The organism is Aromatoleum sp., assembly GCF_035254505.1.
Classification (GTDB): Bacteria; Pseudomonadota; Gammaproteobacteria; order Burkholderiales; family Rhodocyclaceae; genus Aromatoleum.
This window is the reverse complement of record NZ_DATFAO010000096.1, coordinates 148,964-165,607: the sequence shown is the minus strand read 5'-3', so window position 1 is coordinate 165,607 and position 16,644 is coordinate 148,964. Positions and strand designations below refer to the sequence as shown.

At 62.5% G+C, this 16,644-nt stretch carries 13 protein-coding genes; 5 read left to right on the top strand and 8 right to left on the bottom strand.

All coding sequences use genetic code 11. The features are described from left to right. Positions 1–72 precede the first annotated feature (72 nt). On the top strand, positions 73–1,641 hold the full coding sequence (gene nuoN / locus VJ673_RS21515) for an NADH-quinone oxidoreductase subunit NuoN (RefSeq protein WP_324128218.1): 1,569 nt from the start codon (positions 73–75) through the stop codon (positions 1,639–1,641). Next, the gene (locus VJ673_RS21510) at positions 1,619–2,215 is read left to right on the top strand and encodes an NUDIX hydrolase (protein WP_324128216.1); all 597 of its coding nucleotides are present in this window, start codon (positions 1,619–1,621) and stop codon (positions 2,213–2,215) included. The genes nuoN and VJ673_RS21510 overlap by 23 nt, the downstream gene beginning before the upstream one ends. Positions 2,216–2,254: 39 nt before the next feature. Here VJ673_RS21510 and VJ673_RS21505 read toward each other — a convergent pair whose 3' ends face one another. The 8 genes from VJ673_RS21505 to VJ673_RS21470 all read right to left on the bottom strand — a co-directional run bounded on the left by VJ673_RS21505 (position 2,255) and on the right by VJ673_RS21470 (position 13,253). Further along, a complete protein-coding gene (locus VJ673_RS21505) occupies positions 2,255–3,601 on the bottom strand; it encodes a sigma-54-dependent transcriptional regulator (protein WP_324128215.1) in 1,347 nt (448 codons plus the stop codon). Then, entirely contained in the window at positions 3,598–5,472 is a 1,875-nt protein-coding gene (locus VJ673_RS21500; protein ID WP_324128214.1) for a sensor histidine kinase, read from the bottom strand. The genes VJ673_RS21505 and VJ673_RS21500 overlap by 4 nt, the downstream gene beginning before the upstream one ends. Positions 5,473–5,660: 188 nt before the next feature. Continuing rightward, positions 5,661–6,389 carry an amino acid ABC transporter ATP-binding protein gene (locus VJ673_RS21495; protein ID WP_324128213.1) on the bottom strand — a complete coding sequence of 243 codons (729 nt, stop codon included), beginning with the start codon at positions 6,387–6,389 and terminating at the stop codon, positions 5,661–5,663. Positions 6,390–6,432: 43 nt separating this feature from the next. Beyond that, positions 6,433–7,122 carry a glutamate/aspartate ABC transporter permease GltK gene (gltK, locus tag VJ673_RS21490; protein ID WP_324128212.1) on the bottom strand — a complete coding sequence of 230 codons (690 nt, stop codon included), beginning with the start codon at positions 7,120–7,122 and terminating at the stop codon, positions 6,433–6,435. Further along, a complete protein-coding gene (locus VJ673_RS21485; protein WP_324128211.1) occupies positions 7,123–7,860 on the bottom strand; it encodes an amino acid ABC transporter permease in 738 nt (245 codons plus the stop codon). A gap of 88 nt (positions 7,861–7,948) precedes the next feature. Next, the gene (locus tag VJ673_RS21480) at positions 7,949–9,031 is read right to left on the bottom strand and encodes a type II asparaginase (protein ID WP_324128210.1); all 1,083 of its coding nucleotides are present in this window, start codon (positions 9,029–9,031) and stop codon (positions 7,949–7,951) included. Between the two features lie 105 nt (positions 9,032–9,136). Further along, positions 9,137–10,042, bottom strand: a complete 906-nt coding sequence (locus VJ673_RS21475) for a glutamate/aspartate ABC transporter substrate-binding protein (RefSeq protein WP_324128209.1) — start codon at positions 10,040–10,042, stop codon at positions 9,137–9,139. A gap of 325 nt (positions 10,043–10,367) precedes the next feature. Beyond that, entirely contained in the window at positions 10,368–13,253 is a 2,886-nt protein-coding gene (locus tag VJ673_RS21470; RefSeq protein ID WP_324128208.1) for an adenosylcobalamin-dependent ribonucleoside-diphosphate reductase, read from the bottom strand. Positions 13,254–13,585: 332 nt separating this feature from the next. Between VJ673_RS21470 and VJ673_RS21465 the strand changes: the two genes are divergently transcribed. The 3 genes from VJ673_RS21465 to VJ673_RS21455 are packed head-to-tail and all read left to right on the top strand — an operon-like array spanning position 13,586 to position 16,637. Further along, positions 13,586–15,385, top strand: a complete 1,800-nt coding sequence (locus VJ673_RS21465; protein WP_324128222.1) for an NAD(P)H-dependent oxidoreductase subunit E — start codon at positions 13,586–13,588, stop codon at positions 15,383–15,385. Further along, positions 15,382–16,086 carry a 2Fe-2S iron-sulfur cluster-binding protein gene (locus VJ673_RS21460; RefSeq protein WP_324128207.1) on the top strand — a complete coding sequence of 235 codons (705 nt, stop codon included), beginning with the start codon at positions 15,382–15,384 and terminating at the stop codon, positions 16,084–16,086. Before VJ673_RS21465 ends, VJ673_RS21460 begins: the two co-directional genes overlap by 4 nt. Then, positions 16,083–16,637: an NADH-quinone oxidoreductase subunit B family protein gene (locus VJ673_RS21455; protein ID WP_324128206.1), complete on the top strand. Its 555-nt coding sequence runs from the start codon at positions 16,083–16,085 to the stop codon at positions 16,635–16,637. The genes VJ673_RS21460 and VJ673_RS21455 overlap by 4 nt, the downstream gene beginning before the upstream one ends. The last annotated feature ends 7 nt before the right edge of the window (positions 16,638–16,644 follow it).

Below are 16,644 nucleotides of genomic sequence, written 5' to 3'. Positions count from 1 at the left end.
TGAACTCCTGCGGCATGTTGCCGTGAGCAAGCTCTAAGAGCGGGCGAGACACTTTTTCGGACTGGTCAGAAGATGAATTTCGTTGTCCCGGACTTCTACCCCGCAACGGCCGAGATATTCGTCGCCGTGATGGCGCTCGTGGTCATGCTGAGCGCGACGTTTGCGCGTCGGATCGCGAGCGATCTTGCTTACGGCCTGACGCAACTCACGCTGTTGTTTGCCGCCGCCTTGACGATTTTGGTGAGCCCGAATCTGCTCGCGGCCGTCGCGGCCGTGATTGCAGAAGTGCCGCTGTTCGGCAATCAGCTTGCCGAAGGCGTGATGGGACTCGCTCAAGGTTATGCGGCCAACGAGGTCGTTGCGACGTTCAACGGCATGTTTATCGGTGACATGCTCGGCGGGCTGTTGAAGGTGTTCTCGCTGCTGGCCGTTGCGGTTTCGCTGTTGTATGGCCGCGGATATATGGCTGACCGCAAGATCGAACGCGCGGAGTATTACCTGTTGTCGCTGCTCATGAGCCTCGGCATGATGGTCATGATCAGCGCCAACCATCTGCTGTCGCTCTACATGGGCCTCGAAATGATGTCCCTGTCGCTCTACGGCATGGTGGCGTTCGATCGGGATTCGGCCCGCTCGACCGAAGCAGCGATGAAGTACTTCGCCCTGGGCGCGCTGGCGTCCGGTCTGCTGCTGTACGGCATTTCGATGATCTACGGCGCGACGGGAAGCCTGGAACTGTCGGCGATCGCACAGTCGATCTACCAGCAGGCGGCCAACAAGACCGTTCTAGTGTTTGGTCTGGTGTTCGTCCTCGCCGGTCTGGCATTCAAGCTCGGTGTCGTTCCATTCCATATGTGGGTGCCGGACGTCTATCAGGGCGCGCCGACCGCAGTGACGCTGATGATCTCGACCGCGCCGAAGCTGGCTGCCTTCGCGATGACGATGCGTGTCCTGGTGTATGGCCTGTTCGAACTCGCCGACCAGTGGCAGTCGATGCTGATGTTCCTGGCGGTGCTGTCGATCATCCTGGGCAACTTCGCGGCGATCGCACAGACCAACATCAAGCGAATGCTGGCCTATTCGGGCATCTCGCACATGGGTTTCGTGCTGCTTGGCATGCTGGCGGGCGTGGTCGATGGCGATCGGAACTTCGCGCTGAATGCATATAGCTCAGCGATGTTTTACGCTGTTTCCTACGTCATCATGAGTCTGGCGTCGTTCGGCATGGTGATCCTGCTGTCGCGTGCCGGTTTTGAAGCCGAAACCATCGATGACTTCAAGGGACTGAACAAGCGCAGCTCCTGGTTCGCCGCCGTAATGATGATGGTGATGTTCTCGATGGCGGGAATCCCGTTCTTCATCGGCTTCTTCGCCAAGCTGTCGGTCCTCCAGGCCGTCGTCGCGGCCGGCTATGTGTGGCTCGCAGTCCTGGCGGTCGTGATGTCAGTGATCGGGGCATACTACTACCTGCGCGTCGTGAAGGTGATGTACTTCGACGAGCCACAGGATCCGGCGCCTATCAGTGCACCGGGCGAACTGCGTGTGCTGCTGACGGCCAATGGTCTTGCGATCGCGGTTCTGGGGCTGCTGCCGCAAGGGCTCATGTCGCTTTGCGCCTATGCGCTCCTCGCCTCACTCTGAGCGTGACCCGCTCGAGGAAGTCGAGCTCGAATCCCGCTCGGTCTACGATGGCGTACTGCTGAAGGTACGTCAGGACCGGGTGGTCCTTCCCGACGGCGCGGAGAGCGTCCGTGAGTATGTTTGCCATCCCGGGGCGGTCGTTGTGATCGCCGTCCTGCCGGATGGCTCCCTGCTTTTCGAGCGGCAGTTCCGATATCCGCTCCGGCGTGCGTTTCTCGAGCTACCCGCAGGCAAGATCGACGCGGGGGAGGAGTTGCTCGGGTGTGCGCAGCGTGAGTTGCGGGAGGAGACCGGGTACGAAGCGGGTGCCTGGCTGTACGTCGGCGTAATGCACCCGTGTATCGGTTACTCCGACGAGCGAATCGAGGTCTTTTTCGCGCGCGATCTCATCCATGTCGGCGATGCGCTCGACGATGGAGAATTCCTCGAGGTCCTGAGCCTGCAGCCTCAGGACGCGATAGCGGCGATATTCGACGGGCGGATTACCGACGCGAAGACGATCACCGCGCTGTTCCGGGCCATGCCCTTGCTGGGCTGGAATATCGTGCCGGCCGAAACGGTCCCCGGGGTTTGATCGTTCCAGCTGGCGTCTGCAATGCACTGACGCCTTGGCCTAGGCCTGCAGTCCGTACTTGCGGATCTTGTCGTGCAGCGTCGTTTTCGGAATTCGCAAGGCTTCGCTGCTTCGTGCGAGATTCCCGTTCTGACGGCGCAATTCTGCGGCGATCAGGGACCGCTCAAAGTCTTCTACTGCTTCAGCAAGCGATAGCTCGCGTGGTTCGGCCGTCGATCCCTTGCCGAAATCCCGTCTGAGACCCAGAACGAGGCATTCCGCCGCATTCCGGAGTTCCCGCACGTTACCGGGCCAGTCATGGGCCATGAGCTGCTGCAATTGTTCGCGGCTGACTTCCGGGAGCGGGCGCCCATGCTGTTGCGCCGCGTGGAGCATGAAGTGTTCGAGCAGCAGCGGGATGTCTTCCCTGCGATCGCGTAGTGCCGGCAGGTCGATCGTGACGACGTTGAGCCGGTAGTAAAGATCCGCGCGAAATCTTTGCTTGTCGGAAAGATCCTTCAGGTTTTCCTTCGTGGCGGCGACGACCCGGCAAGCGACCGGAATGAGCTGATTGGAGCCGAGGCGCTCGATGACTCTCTCTTGCAGCACGCGCAGCAGCTTGATCTGAACTGCCATCGGCATGCTCTCGACCTCGTCGAGGAAGAGCGTGCCCCCGTTCGCGTGTTCGATCTTGCCGATACGACGCTTCTGCGCGCCGGTGAAGGCTCCCGCTTCGTGGCCGAACAACTCGCTGTCGATCAGGTTGTCGGGGAGTCCGCCGCAATTGAGTGCAACGTAGTTCGCTGCGTGGCGACTGCTCAGGTCGTGGAGGCAGCGGGCGACCATTTCCTTGCCGGAGCCGGTTTCTCCAAGGATAAGGACGTCGACGGCAGTATTTGCGACGTCGAGCAGGAGTCTGCGGACCTTTTCAATCTGGGGCGAGCGGCCGATGAGGCGAGCTTCGATGGCGTCGCGGTGGGCCAGCCGGCGGCGAAGGCTTTCGACCTCAAGCGTCAGGCTGCGCTTTTCGAGTGCCCTGCGGACGACTTCGACGAGATGTTCAGGCGAGAACGGTTTTGGGATGAAATCGTACGCGCCGGCACGCATCGCCTCGACGGCAAGCGATACATCGCCGTGGCCGGTGATCATGATGACCGGTAGGGCGGGGTCGTTGAGCACGACCTTCTTGAGCAGTTCGAGTCCGTTCATGCCCGGAAGACGCATGTCGGTGATTAGGATGCCAGGGAAATCCTGGCCGATCACAGGGATGGCCGCTTCCGCCGAAGCAACGCCGTCCACCGGGATTCCGGCGAGCTGAATGGCTTGTTCGCAGCCCAGTCGGACGTTCGGATCGTCTTCGACGATCAGGACTTTGAGGTCTGGAGTCTGGGAGGAAATGGGCGTCATGTGTTCGGGAGTACTGGCGTTGGCAGGTCGAGTGTGAAGACAGCACCCCCGGCAGGATGATTGGCCGCGGTGAGGTCGCCGCCGAAATCGCGAACAATGTCTTGCGAAATCGCGAGGCCCAGGCCGAGGCCGACGCCTGCTGGCTTGGTCGTGAAGAACGGTTCGAAGATGTGCGACAGGGCATCATCCGAAATTCCGGCGCCGCTGTCGATCACCCTTACGAGGAGGCGTCCGAGGTCGCCCAGCCCTGCCTCCAGGCGCAGTTGCCTTCGTGGAGCATCTGCCATGGCATCGACGGCGTTGCCGATCAGATTGACCAGCACTTGCTCGAGACGGTTCTGATCGCACCAGGCGAGCGCTGAACCCTTCGTGCAGCGGTTATCGACGACGACGCCGGCACGTCGCAATTTCTGGTCGAGGAGAAAGAGTGCATTGCCGAGGGCGTGGGCGACGTCGACGGTCTGGGGGTGGGGAGGGGATTTGCGCGCGTAGGTCTTGAGCGGCCCGATGATTTCGCCCATGCGGTCGACAAGTTCGCCGATGATCTGCAGGTTCTTCTGGGCGGTTCTGTCGTCGCCGCGGCGCATGAATTCGATCGCGTTGCCTGAAAGGGTGCGAAGGGCGCCCAGCGGCTGAGTGAGCTCGTGGGTGATGCCGGTGGCGAGTTGTCCGAGCACCGCGAGCTTCGCTGCCTGCACGAGTTCGTCCTGAGCAGATCGTAGGGTTTGCTCGGCGCGTTGGCGCTCGCTGACTTCGGCACGGAGGCGGTCGTTGGCCGCGACGAGGTCCGCGGTCCGGGCGGCGACGTTTTGTTCCAGTTCGGCGTTCGCCCGTTCGAGGAGGAATTGTGCTTCGGCCCTGCTTCTGAGCGTCCGACGCCGCTGGATGAGAAACAGCGCGAGCAGGATGACACAACCTGTCGCGGCCGCGGCCAAGGCCCCGTGCGTGGCGGCATCGGCACGTGCGGGTCGTAGGTCGGCGAATGTCAGCAACTGCCAGCCCGTGCCGGGGAGGCGCCGCGATTCGAGCAGGAAATCGCGGACTTTCAGATGACGTCCGCCGCTCAAGGTCGGCGCATCGGGGAAGGAGGCAAGCCGCGGCCGATCGTCGTCGTCGAGGATGTTGATCGGGAATGGATGTATCGCGTGGCCCGCGAACTGTTTGGTGTCTTGGATTTCTGCTGCGACTTCGCCGCTCAAGGGCTTGATCGTGGTGTATTTCCAGTCGGGCACCGACGACAGGATCACGACGCCGTTGGCGTCGGCGAGCAGCACAGGTTCCTCTTTCTGCATCCACCCGCGTTCGAGCTCCGCGAGGCCGACCTTGACGACAGCGACGCCGACGATCTTCCAGTCGCGCGTTTCGTCGCGAATCGGCTGGGCGAAGAAGTAGCCGGCTTCGTCGCGCGGTTCATCGACTGCGTAGTAGCGATCCGGGGCGCCGCGGGACGCGGCCAAGTAATAGGAACGTTTGCGCTGGTCTTGCCCGAGGAGGTTGTCAGAGTAGATCCAGTCACTGGAAGCGACGACCTGTCCCCGCATGTCGACAACGAAGATTGCGAGTCCGCCGAGAAAGGCGTTGAGTTGCTCCAGGTAACGGTTGGCCGATTCCTGGTGCGGCGTGTGTTGCTTGTCGTCGGTTCGGAGGAGGGCAAGGACCTCGGTATTGAGGCCGACGGCGCTGGGTACGTGCGAATAGCGGGTGACGGTGGCGTCGACGGAGGAGGCGAGGAGTTCCAGATCGTGCAGGGTGTCGGAGCGAAGGGTTGCCAGTCCCGCCCGGGAGCTGAAGTGATAGCCGGCGGCAGCTGCCGTCAGGAGGCAGCCCAGGAAAAGCGCGAGACGGAGAACGAGCAGCAGGCGTGATCGCACAGGGGAGAGCGGCTGGGGTGTCGGAATGCGGTGGGGTATGGAGTCCCGGAATGATTTTAGGGGCAGAGTGCTGCGGTTTCCAATGGGGATTTGAGCGGTGCCACTTGCGATTGCCGAACCGGATGCGGGACGGCCGGGGGTAACCGCGGAACACGCAGGGTCGGTGTGCGCTCCGCGGCTTTCGATGCTCAGTGCTGAAGAATCTTGGCGAGGAATTGCTGAGCGCGTTCGGAACGCGGGTTGGCGAAGAAGGCTTCCTTGCGGTCGTCTTCGACGATCTTGCCATGGTCCATGAAGATCACGCGGTGTGCGACGCGCTTGGCGAAGCCCATTTCGTGCGTGACGCACATCATAGTCATGCCTTCTTGCGCAAGCTCGGTCATGACGTCCAGGACTTCGTTGATCATCTCGGGGTCCAGTGCCGAGGTGGGTTCGTCGAACAGCATGCAGATCGGATCCATCGCGAGCGCACGTGCAATTGCAACCCGTTGCTGCTGGCCGCCGGAGAGTTGGCCGGGGAACTTGTGGGCATGCGCTTTGAGGCCGACGCGGTCGAGGAAGTAGAGACCTTTCTCCATCGCTTCGTCGCGGCTGCGCTTGAGGACCTTGACCTGCGCGAGGGCGAGGTTCTCGGTGATGCTCATGTGCGGGAAGAGCTCGAAGTGCTGGAAGACCATGCCGACGTGCGAGCGCAGCTTCGAGAGGTTGGTTTTCGGGTCACCGACGGAGGTGCCGTTGACGCTGATGTCGCCTTGCTGGAAGGGCTCGAGGCCGTTGACGCACTTGATGAGGGTCGATTTGCCCGAGCCCGAGGGGCCGCAGACCACGACCACTTCGCCCTTGTTGACGTGGGTGGAGCAGTCGGTAAGGACCTGGAAGTTGCCGTAATGCTTGCTGACCTTGTCGATGGTGATCATGAAGATGCCTTTGTCGATGAGGTGTTGTCTGGGAGTCCGTCGCTCAGGCGCTCTGCAGGCGCTTCTGGAAGTGGCGCACGGCTTGGGAGGCGGTGAAGCAGACGACGAAGTAGACGGCGCCGGCGAAGAGCACGAGCTCGACGAGACGGCCGTCGCGGTCGCCGACCTTGTAGGCGGCGCCGAAGAAGTCGGCGAGGGCCGAGACGTAGACCAGCGAGGTGTCCTGGAACAGGATGATCGCCTGCGTGAGCAGCAGCGGCACCATGTTGCGGAAGGCCTGCGGCAGGATCACGTAGCGCATCGCCTGCGAGTAGGTCATGCCCAATGCGCTGGCGGCGCCGAGCTGTCCCTTCGGCACGGACTGGATGCCGGCACGGATGATTTCGGCGTAGTAGGCCGATTCGAACAGCGCGAAGCCGACCATTGCGGAGGCGAGGCGCACGTCCGAGCCGGAGGGCAGGCCGAGGAAACTTTCGAGCAGCTTCGGCACGATCAGGAAGAACCACAGCAGGACCATGACCAGCGGCACGGCGCGGAAGAGGTTCACGTAGCCCGCGGCGGCCCAGGAGAGGGCCCGCACCGACGACAGTCGCGCCATCGCAAGCAGGGTGCCCCAAACGATGCCGGAGACGATTGCGAGGCCGGTGATCTGCAGCGAGGTCGTCATCCCTTGCCAAAGGAAGGGGACGGCGCCGGGGATCGAGGTCCAGTCGAATTCGTAGGAACCGAACATTTATTTGCCTCCGAGGTAGCCGGGGACGCGCACGAGGACTTCGACCTTGCGCATTGCCAGCATGACGACGACGTTGATCATGAGGTAGGCGACCGTCACCGCGACGAAGGACTCATAGGGCTGAGCCGTGTAGTCGACGAGTTGCCGTCCCTGTGCGGCCAACTCGAGCAGGCCGATGGTCGAGCACACTGCGGAGTTCTTGAAGATGTTCAGGAACTCGGAAGTCAGCGGGGGGACGACCAGGCGGAAGGCCATCGGCAGCATGACGTGACGATAGGTCTGGGCAAGCGTCAGACCGAGCGCGAGACCGGCGTTCTTCTGGCCGCGCGGCAGCGCGTTGATGCCGGAACGGACCTGTTCGGCAACACGAGCGCTGGTGAAGAAGCCGAGGCAGATCATCGCTGCGATGAACTGCTGGACGATGGGGTTCATGGCCTTGAACGCGTCACCGATGCTCAGCGGCAGCAGTTCGGGAAGCACGAAATACCAGAAGAACAGCTGCACGAGCAGCGGCACGTTCCGGAACATTTCGACGTAGGTGGTCGCGGCGAACGATAGTCCGCGGTGAGGCACCGTGCGGAGCACACCGACGACGGCGCCAAACAGCAGGGCGATCAGCCAGGCTGTCAGGGACAGGGCCAGGGTCGTCTTCAGGCCCGCGAACATCCAGTCGAGGTAAGTCCCGTCGCCGGTGGTCGTGGGCAGCAGAAAGACGCCCCAATTCCATTGGTATTCCATGCGTGAGCTCCGAGGTTATCGAGGCTGCGGCCGCTCCGGCAGGGCGATGGTGCCGCCCTGCCGGTGCCGCAGTGGTACCGACGTGTGGTCAGTATTCCCAGAAGATGCGCTGCAGTTCCTTGCTGTCCTGCGTCTTGGTCAGGGCGACGGCGGCGAGGATGCGGGCTTTTTGCGGGTTCAGGTCGTGGGAGACGACCCAGTCGTACTTGTCGTCCGGCTGCTCGGCATTGCGAATCACGAAACCTCCGCCGGTGACGCGGGCCGAACGGATGATCTGGACGCCCTGGCCGCGCAGTTCCTGCAACACCGGAACGATCTGCTTGCCGACCGAGCCGTTACCGGTGCCGGCGTGGATGATCGCCTTGACGCCGTCCTTGGCGAACGCGCGATAGGCCGAATCGTTCATGTTGCCGTAGCCGTACACGACTTCGACCGGAGCGAGCTTCTCGATGCCGTCGATATCGAACTCGGAGTCGGCAGTGTGGCGCTTGACCGGCGCACGGAACCAGTAGGTCTTGCCTTCAACGACCATGCCCAAGGAGCCCCACGGGCTCTTGAAGGCTTCGGTACGGATGTTGATGGCTTTCGTCACGTCACGCCCGCTCTGGATCTCGTCGTTCATTGCAACCAGCACGCCTTTGCCGCGGGCGTCCTTTGCGGCAGCCACCGCGACGGCGTCGTACAGGTTCAGCGTACCGTCGGCCGAAAGCGCCGTGCCGGGACGCATCGAGCCGACGACAACGATCGGCTTGTCGGTGTGCACGACGAGGTTCAGGAAGAAGGCGGTCTCCTCGAGCGTGTCGGTGCCGTGGGTGACGACGATGCCATCGACGTCGTTTTGCTTCGCGAGCGCCGAGACGCGTTTGCCGAGGGCCAGCAGGTGCTCGTTGGTGAAGCTCTCGGAGGCAATCTGGAACACTTGTTCGCCGCGCACGTTCGCGACGTCCTTGAGTTCGGGGATGCCTGCGATGAGCTTGTCGACCGGCACCTTCGCGGCTTGGTAGGTGGCGCTGTTGGCCGCGGACGCGCCCGCGCCGGCGATGGTGCCGCCAGTGGCGAGGATCACGACGTTGCTGTGGGCGTCGGCCAAGGCGCCGCCGCTGAAGGCCAGCGCGGCCAGCAGGGGCAGGGTGCGGCAGGCGAGCCAGCTCGTGAGGGAACGGGATTGCATTGGGAGGTCTCCTGGTTTGTCTTGCGGGTTGTTCCCGCTTGTTGATCTGATCGAATTGGGGCGAAGCCAGGCGGTGCTTGGGCCCGACTTCGCTCTACTGCCTGTTTATTCGAACGGGCGGTCGTTCGGCTCTTTGACAAGCTTCTTCATCGCGTCCGACATTGGGAAGTTCAGGTTGATGCTCTTCGGCGGGATCGCGGCGAGGAACCACTTGTTGTAGATGGCCTCCGCCTGACCTGAGCTCATGGTCTTGGCGATCGCGCTATCGACGATCTTCTTGAACGCCGGGTCGTCCTTGGCCATCATGCAACCGTAGGCTTCATAGGATTGAGCCGTGCCGGTGACGACCCAATCCGCCGGCCGCTTGGCCTTGGCGAGTTCGCCATAGAGCAGCGCGTCGTCCATCATGAAGGCGACCGCGCGACCGGTTTCCAGCGTCAGGAAGGATTCGCCGTGATCCTTGGCGCTGATGATGTTCATGCCGAGCTGCTTTTCTTCGTTCATCTTGCGCAGCAAGCGCTCGGAGGTCGTACCGGCAGTGGTTACGACGTTCTTGCCGGCGAGCTGGGCGAAGTCCTGGACACCCGACTCCTTCTTGGTCATCAGGCGGGTGCCGACAACGAAGATGGAGTTCGAGAAGGCGACTTGCTTGGCGCGCTCGCTGTTGTTGGTGGTCGAGCCGCATTCGATGGCGACGGTGCCGTTCTGGACGAGCGGAATGCGGTTCTGCGAGGTCACCGGCATCAGCTTGACTTGCAGGTTCGGCATCTTCAGTTCAGCTTTGATCGCGTCGACGACCTTCAGCATCATCTCCTGTGAATAGCCGACGACCTGCTGGTTCTGGTCATAGTAGGAGAAGGGGATCGACGATTCGCGGTGACCCAGCGTGATGCTGCCGGATTCCTTGATCTTGTCGAGGGTGCCGGCTTGTGCAGCAGCGGGCACGACGGAAATGGCACCGGCGATCGCGAGGGCAGCGACGGAGGCCTTCAGGGTCTTTTGCAGCTTCATCTTCTCTCCTTTGGTACGCGGAAAACGGTGTTCCGACACCGTTCTATTGCACTACGCGTGCCAGCAGGGGTAAGACGATTGCGGTAAATTAAGTAATTGATTGACTGAAGAAAATAAATTGATGTTTCGCCGAAGTGTTCGGAAAATCGAACAAATGGCGATTTTTTTGTTCGGAAAGCCGAACGGGCGGTGTCGTGATGCTCGGGCGCTTCGTAGGTTTGAGACTAAAGAAAAAAGCCCACGACGCCAAAGCGTGTGGGCTTTCATTACCGCTCCGAACGAAGCGGCTTCGATCGGGCTTCCCTGTGGAGGCCCGGAGCGGGTATCAGCCGCAGGTACCGACGGCGCCGCAGGCGGTGCAGAAGTCGCAGCCGTCCTTGCGGATCACCGAGTGGTTGCCGCACTCGGTGCACAGGCCGCCCTGCATCACCTTGGGATCGCTGTTCTCGCGCGGGGCTTCGAGCATGCCCATCTCACGCACCGGATAGCCTTCCTCGTCGAGCACCCCCAGCATCGCGTAGCGATGGATGATCAGGCGCGCGATGTAGGCAACCGTGCTTGGGTAGTTCTGCTGGCGCTTGGTGCCGGGCACGAAGGCCATGAAATCGCCCAGCGGTTCCGGGTAGTTCAGCAGCTTGCGCAACTTCATGCCGATCCAGGCCGGATCCATGACGCGCATGTCAAGCGACAGGATGCGGGTCAGGCCATCCAGGGCGCGCGGGTAGTTGCCCGACAGCCACACCGAGTAGGGGCGGGTGACGCCGATGGCGTGGCCGTCCTGCGCAGGCAGCGTGATTTCCTTCAGGCCGAGAACGAAATCTTCACCGGTGGCCGGGTTCTGGATATCGACGGTCCAGGACAGCGTGCCGTCGGTGCCAGTCTTCGGCTCCTGCAGGCTGAACAGGGAGTCGAGCACCGGCGTCGCGCCTTCGACTTCGAGTGCGCCGAGCTTCTCGCAACGGTAGCGGACCACTTGGGAGAACGCGGAGACAACACCCGGGAAGAGCTTCTTCTCGCCGTGCGGCGGGAAGGGCATTTCGAAGGACTTCTCACCGATCGTCTTGGCCAGGGTCTCAAGCTTGAGCTTGAGCCAGCCGTGGTCGTTAGCGCGCATGTCCATCGACAGCGTCTTGGCGACGGCACCGAGGCCGCGCGGCTGGTCGGCGCCGTTAACCCACACTTCGAAGGGGAAGCCCTTCAGGCCGTTGGTCTCGATGTGGCCGACGAAGAGCGCGAACTCACCCTGCGGCGTGGCCAGCATGTAGGTCCAAGCCGGGTTGCCGTCCGGCAGGTCCGGGCGACCGGGCCAACGCAGGCTGGACAGCACCGGGGCCGGCAGGCTGTGGATCGACAGCCGCTTGTTCGGGCCCGACAGTTCGACGTCCTGCGGTTGCTTCTGCTCGTTGGTCGGGGTGACCGACAGCACGGCACCCAGCACGGAATTGGGACGGTAGGTGGCGAGGCCCTTCAGGCCGGCCTTCCACGCGGACAGGTACAGGTCTTCGAACTCGGTGTAGGGGTAGTCCTCGGGGACGTTCACCGTCTTCGAGATCGAGGTGTCGACGTAGGGGGCGACGGCCGCGACCATGTCCTTGTGCGCCTGGGCGGAGATCTCCAGCGCGGTCACGAAGTAGGGCGGAAGCTGCTCGACGTTACCGCCGAGGTGCTTGTACAGGCGCCACGCGTAGTCTTCGACCGAGTACTCCTTGTACGTGCCGTCGGCCATGCGCTTGCGGCGCGTGTAAGTGTAGGAGAACGGGGGTTCGATACCGTTCGACGCGTTGTCGGCGAAGGCGAGCGAGATCGTGCCGGTCGGGGCGATCGACAGCAAGTGTGAGTTGCGCAGGCCGTGCTTGCGGATCTTTTCCTTAATGTCGGCCGGCAGGCGCGACGCGAAGTTGCCGCCCGAAAGGTACATGTCGGCGTTGAACAGCGGGAAAGCGCCGCGTTCCTTGGCGAGCTCGACCGAGGCGAGGTAGGCGCGGTTGCGCTGGTATTCGGAGATCTTCGCGGCGACTTCACGCGCTTCGGCGCTGTCGTAGCGCTTGCCGAGCATGATCAGGGCGTCGCCGAGGCCGGTGAAGCCGAGTCCGACGCGGCGCTTGGACTGCGCTTCGTTGGCTTGCTGCTCGAGCGGCCAGTGGGTCACGTCGAGCACGTTGTCGAGCATGCGGATGGCGGTGTCGACGATCTTGCCGAAGGCCGGGTAGTCGAACTCGGCCTTGTCCGTGAAGGGATTCTTGACGAAGGGCGTCAGGTTGATCGAGCCCAGGTCGCAGCAGCCATAGGGCGGCAGCGGCTGCTCGGCGCAGGGGTTCGTCGCCTCGATGGTTTCGCAGTAATACAGGTTGTTGTCCTGATTCATGCGGTCGAGGAAGAGGATGCCCGGCTCGGCGTGATCGTACGTCGAGCGCATGATCTGGTCCCACAGCTCGCGCGCGCGGACCTTCTGGTAGACCCACATGCCGTCGTCGCGCTGGTAGGCGCCGGCGACTTTCAGCTCTTCGATCGGCTCGGCCTTGTGCGCGAGCTCGACGTCGGTGTCGGTGTCGACGGCCTTCATGAAGGCGTCGGTCACGCCGACAGAGATGTTGAAGTTGGTGAGGTCGCCTTCGTCCTTGGCGTGGATGAATTCCTCGATGTCCGGATGGTCGCAGCGCAGCACGCCCATCTGGGCGCCGCGGCGGGCGCCGGCGGATTCAACGGTTTCGCACGAGCGGTCGAACACGCGCATGTAGGAGACGGGGCCGGAGGCGTTCGACAGGGTGCCACGCACCAGCGCGCCCTTCGGACGGATGCTCGAGAAATCGTAGCCGACACCGCCGCCGCGACGCATCGTTTCGGCGGCCTGCGCGAGCGCGGTGTAGATGCCGGGACGGCCGTCGACGGCTTCCGATACGGAGTCACCGACCGGCTGCACGAAGCAGTTGATCAGCGTTGCCTGAAGATTGGTGCCGGCAGCGCTATTGATGCGGCCGGCCGGGACGAAGCCCTTTTCCTGCGCTTCGAGGAACTTGGCTTCCCAGTGCGCGCGCTTGTCTTCGGCTTCAACGGCGGCGAGTGCGCGCGCGACGCGTGCGCGAACCTCGTGGACCGACTGTTCGTCGCCCTTGGCATATTTCTCGATGAGAACTTCGCCGGAAATCTCCTGCGGCGCGAGCGTCGAAGCGTCGGCCTTGCCCTTTGGCTGGTGCTGGATTGTCGTGCTCATGGTCTTCTTGTTGGCCCTTTGGTGGTCATTCGGTTCGGTGTGAAGAATAGCTCGCGAAGCGTGTTTTTGCAAAAAAATAAATTCCATATAAAACATCTAGTTAACGTTTTTTACGGTATGTCAACGCCGTTTCTATGACTAGATATAGTAGGCTTGAAAGTGACGCGATTTTCCCGAAAGGCGCGTCGCGCAAGGCTCTTCCTGCGGGTGGCAAAGACGCGCGACTAAGAAGCGAAGCGCAGCGGTGCGAAAATAAATTCGTGTCGCGCGAAAACGGTGCACAGACCTTTGTTGATAGAATTACGGCATATGATTTTTGCTTGAGCGCAGCCATGGATGATGCGGAACGAATCGCCCTGCAGATCGTGGATCGCCACCGTCGCGAGCCATCGCAACTGCTTCAGATTCTCATCGAGACACAGGAGGCACTCGGCCATCTTTCGCCGCGGAGCCTGACTCATATTGCTGCACTGCTGGATCTTCCGCGCGCGCGTGTCGAAGGCGTGGCAGGCTTCTACAGCTTCTTGTATGACCACCCGGTCGGGCGCTACCGCATTCTGTTCTCCGACAACATCACGGACCGGATGCTCGGCAGCCAGGACCTGTTGGCGGGTTTGTGTGCTTCCCTCTGCGTCGCGCCGGGGGCCATGTCCCCGGATGGCTTGGTGAGTGTCGATACGACATCCTGCACCGGCATGTGCGATCAGGGGCCGGCCGCGCTGGTGAATGGGATCGCCGTTACCCGGCTCGATAGGCCGCGCGTTGCAGAGATCGCCGAACTGGTCCGGCAGCAGGTGCCGGTTCCGGAATGGCCGTCGGAGTATTTCCGCGTCGACGACAACATCCGTCGGCGCGACGCCTTGCTCGGCGGACGATTCCTGCCGGGGGAGGCCTTGACCGCGGCGATGCGTCGCGGGCGCGATGGCTGGTTGCAGGAGATGCGCATCTCCAATCTCCGAGGTCGGGGCGGCGCGGGCTTCACGACGGCCGTGAAATGGATGTCGTGCCGCGACGCGCAGGGCGCCGACAAGGTGGTTGTGTGCAATGCGGACGAGGGGGAGCCCGGTACCTTTAAGGACCGGGTGCTGCTGACGAGCTACGCCGACCAAGTGTTCGAAGGGATGACCCTCGCCGCGTGGGCGACCGGGGCGCGACAGGGGCTGATGTACCTGCGGGGCGAATACCGTTATCTGCTGCGGCATCTGAAGGACGTGTTGGCTGTACGGCGTGCGGCCGGCCTGCTTGGCGGGACGATCCTGGGCGAGCCGGGGTTCGATTTCGACATCGAGATTCACCTTGGGGCCGGTGCTTACGTCTGCGGCGAGGAAACGGCGTTGCTCGAATCGCTGGAGGGAAAACGCGGCACGCCGCGCATTCGTCCTCCGTTCCCTGCCACGCGCGGCTACCTGGGGCGCCCGACCGTCGTGAATAACGTCGAGACGCTCGCCAAGGCGACGCTCATCGCCCTTCAGGGGGGACAAGCATTCGCGGCGACAGGGACTGCCCAGTCTACCGGCACCAAGTTGTTGTCCGTGTCGGGCGACTGTGCCGCAGCGGGCGTCTATGAATACCCCTTCGGCGTCACGGTCGCGCAGGTGCTCGAGGATTGCGGTGCTCCCGACGCCGAGATGGTTCAGGTGGGTGGGGCGTCGGGCGTGACGCTGGCGAGCTATGAATTTCACCGCAGGATCGCGTTCGAGGACGTGCCGAGCGCCGGGGCCTTCATGGTCTTCAATTCGCGTCGGGATCCGTTTGAGGTGGCGCGCAACTTCGTCCATTTCTTCGCCCACGAGAGCTGCGGATTTTGCACGCCATGCCGTGTCGGCACCTCTTTGCTGAAGGGCTACATGGACAAGCTTGCGAGCGGGCAGGGGGCGAAGATGGATCTTGCCGACATCGAGTGGATCGACCGGTTGTTGAAGAATGCGAGCCACTGCGGTCTCGGGTCGAGTGCGCCGAACGCGGTGATCGACACGCTGGTGAAGTTTCGGCCAGCGTATGAGCGGCGTCTGCAGTCGTTGGAGTTCCAGCCGGCCTTCGATCTCGACGCGTCGCTCGCGACCGCCCGGCGTCTGACCGGGCGGGACGACGCGAATGCGCATTTCGATGGCAGCGGAGAGGTGGGGCGATGAGTGGAAAATTTCTGTTCGATGGCCAGTCGATTCCGTTCGAGGATGGACAGACGATCCTGCAAGCCGCCCGGGCCGCGGGGCATTACATTCCTCACCTGTGCTGGCATCCGGATTTTCCGGCGCACGGATCATGCAAGCTGTGCATCGTCAAGGTCGGAGGCCGGCACGTATCATCCTGTGCCCTGCCGGCACGCGACGGTATGGAGGTCGAGAGCAATACGCCCGAGATCAACGGCGAACGGCGCGCGCTGCTGCAGATGCTCTTTGTCGAAGGCAATCATTTCTGCCCGTCCTGCGAGAAGAGCGGCAACTGCCAGTTGCAGGCGCTGGCCTACGAACTCGAGATGAACAGCGCGCGCTTCGCCCATTTCTATCCTGATCGTCCCGTCGATGCGTCTCATCCCGACGTCTTGCTCGATTTCAACCGCTGCATCTTCTGCGAGCTATGTGTCCGGGCGTCCCGCGACGTTGACCACAAGGCGGTGTTCGCCCTCACCGGACGGGGAATCCACAAACATCTGGTCGTCAACGCGGAGTCGGGGCGGCTCGGTGATACCGACTTCTCGCTGGACGACCGTGCGGCGAACATCTGTCCGGTCGGTGTGATCCTCAAGAAGCGAGTCGGTTTCGCCGCTCCGATCGGGCAACGCAAGTACGACCTCGCGCCGATCAGCAAGGTGGCGATGGAGCGTGACGAATGACTGACAAGAGCCCTTTGCCGAAACTGCGTGTCGCGACGACGTCGCTCGCCGGTTGCTTCGGATGTCACATGTCCTTCCTGGACATCGACGAGCACCTGTTGGAGCTGGTCGAGATCATCCAATTCGACCGCTCGCCGCTGACGGATATCAAGCATTGTGGCCCCTGTGACATCGGGCTGATCGAAGGCGGCGTCTGCAATGCCGAGAACGTCCATGTGCTGCGGGAATTCCGCGCGAACTGCAGGACGCTGATCGCCGTGGGAGCGTGCGCGATCAATGGTGGTTTGCCTGCGCAGCGCAATCATCTCGATCTGGGCGAGTGCCTGCAGCAAGTCTATGTTGGGCGCGAGGGTCTCGAAGACGGGCGAGTGCCGGACGATCCGGAGCTGCCGCTGTTGCTCGACAAGGTGCATCCCATCCACGAAATTGTACGAGTGGATTACTTCATTCCGGGCTGCCCGCCGTCTGGCCAGGCGATCTGGAAATTTCTGACCGATCTAATCGGGGGGCGCACGCCACGGCTGGTGCACCCCTTGCTGCGTTTTGACTGAGGTGGAT

Coding starts and splice junctions, on each gene's coding strand:
- nuoN (WP_324128218.1), top strand. CDS start 73: ATGAATTTCGTTGTCCCGGACTTCTACCCCGCAACGGCCGAGATATTC.
- VJ673_RS21510 (WP_324128216.1), top strand. CDS start 1,619: ATGCGCTCCTCGCCTCACTCTGAGCGTGACCCGCTCGAGGAAGTCGAG.
- VJ673_RS21505 (WP_324128215.1), bottom strand. CDS start 3,601: ATGACGCCCATTTCCTCCCAGACTCCAGACCTCAAAGTCCTGATCGTC.
- VJ673_RS21495 (WP_324128213.1), bottom strand. CDS start 6,389: ATGATCACCATCGACAAGGTCAGCAAGCATTACGGCAACTTCCAGGTC.
- gltK (WP_324128212.1), bottom strand. CDS start 7,122: ATGTTCGGTTCCTACGAATTCGACTGGACCTCGATCCCCGGCGCCGTC.
- VJ673_RS21485 (WP_324128211.1), bottom strand. CDS start 7,860: ATGGAATACCAATGGAATTGGGGCGTCTTTCTGCTGCCCACGACCACC.
- VJ673_RS21480 (WP_324128210.1), bottom strand. CDS start 9,031: ATGCAATCCCGTTCCCTCACGAGCTGGCTCGCCTGCCGCACCCTGCCC.
- VJ673_RS21475 (WP_324128209.1), bottom strand. CDS start 10,042: ATGAAGCTGCAAAAGACCCTGAAGGCCTCCGTCGCTGCCCTCGCGATC.
- VJ673_RS21470 (WP_324128208.1), bottom strand. CDS start 13,253: ATGAGCACGACAATCCAGCACCAGCCAAAGGGCAAGGCCGACGCTTCG.
- VJ673_RS21465 (WP_324128222.1), top strand. CDS start 13,586: ATGGATGATGCGGAACGAATCGCCCTGCAGATCGTGGATCGCCACCGT.
- VJ673_RS21460 (WP_324128207.1), top strand. CDS start 15,382: ATGAGTGGAAAATTTCTGTTCGATGGCCAGTCGATTCCGTTCGAGGAT.
- VJ673_RS21455 (WP_324128206.1), top strand. CDS start 16,083: ATGACTGACAAGAGCCCTTTGCCGAAACTGCGTGTCGCGACGACGTCG.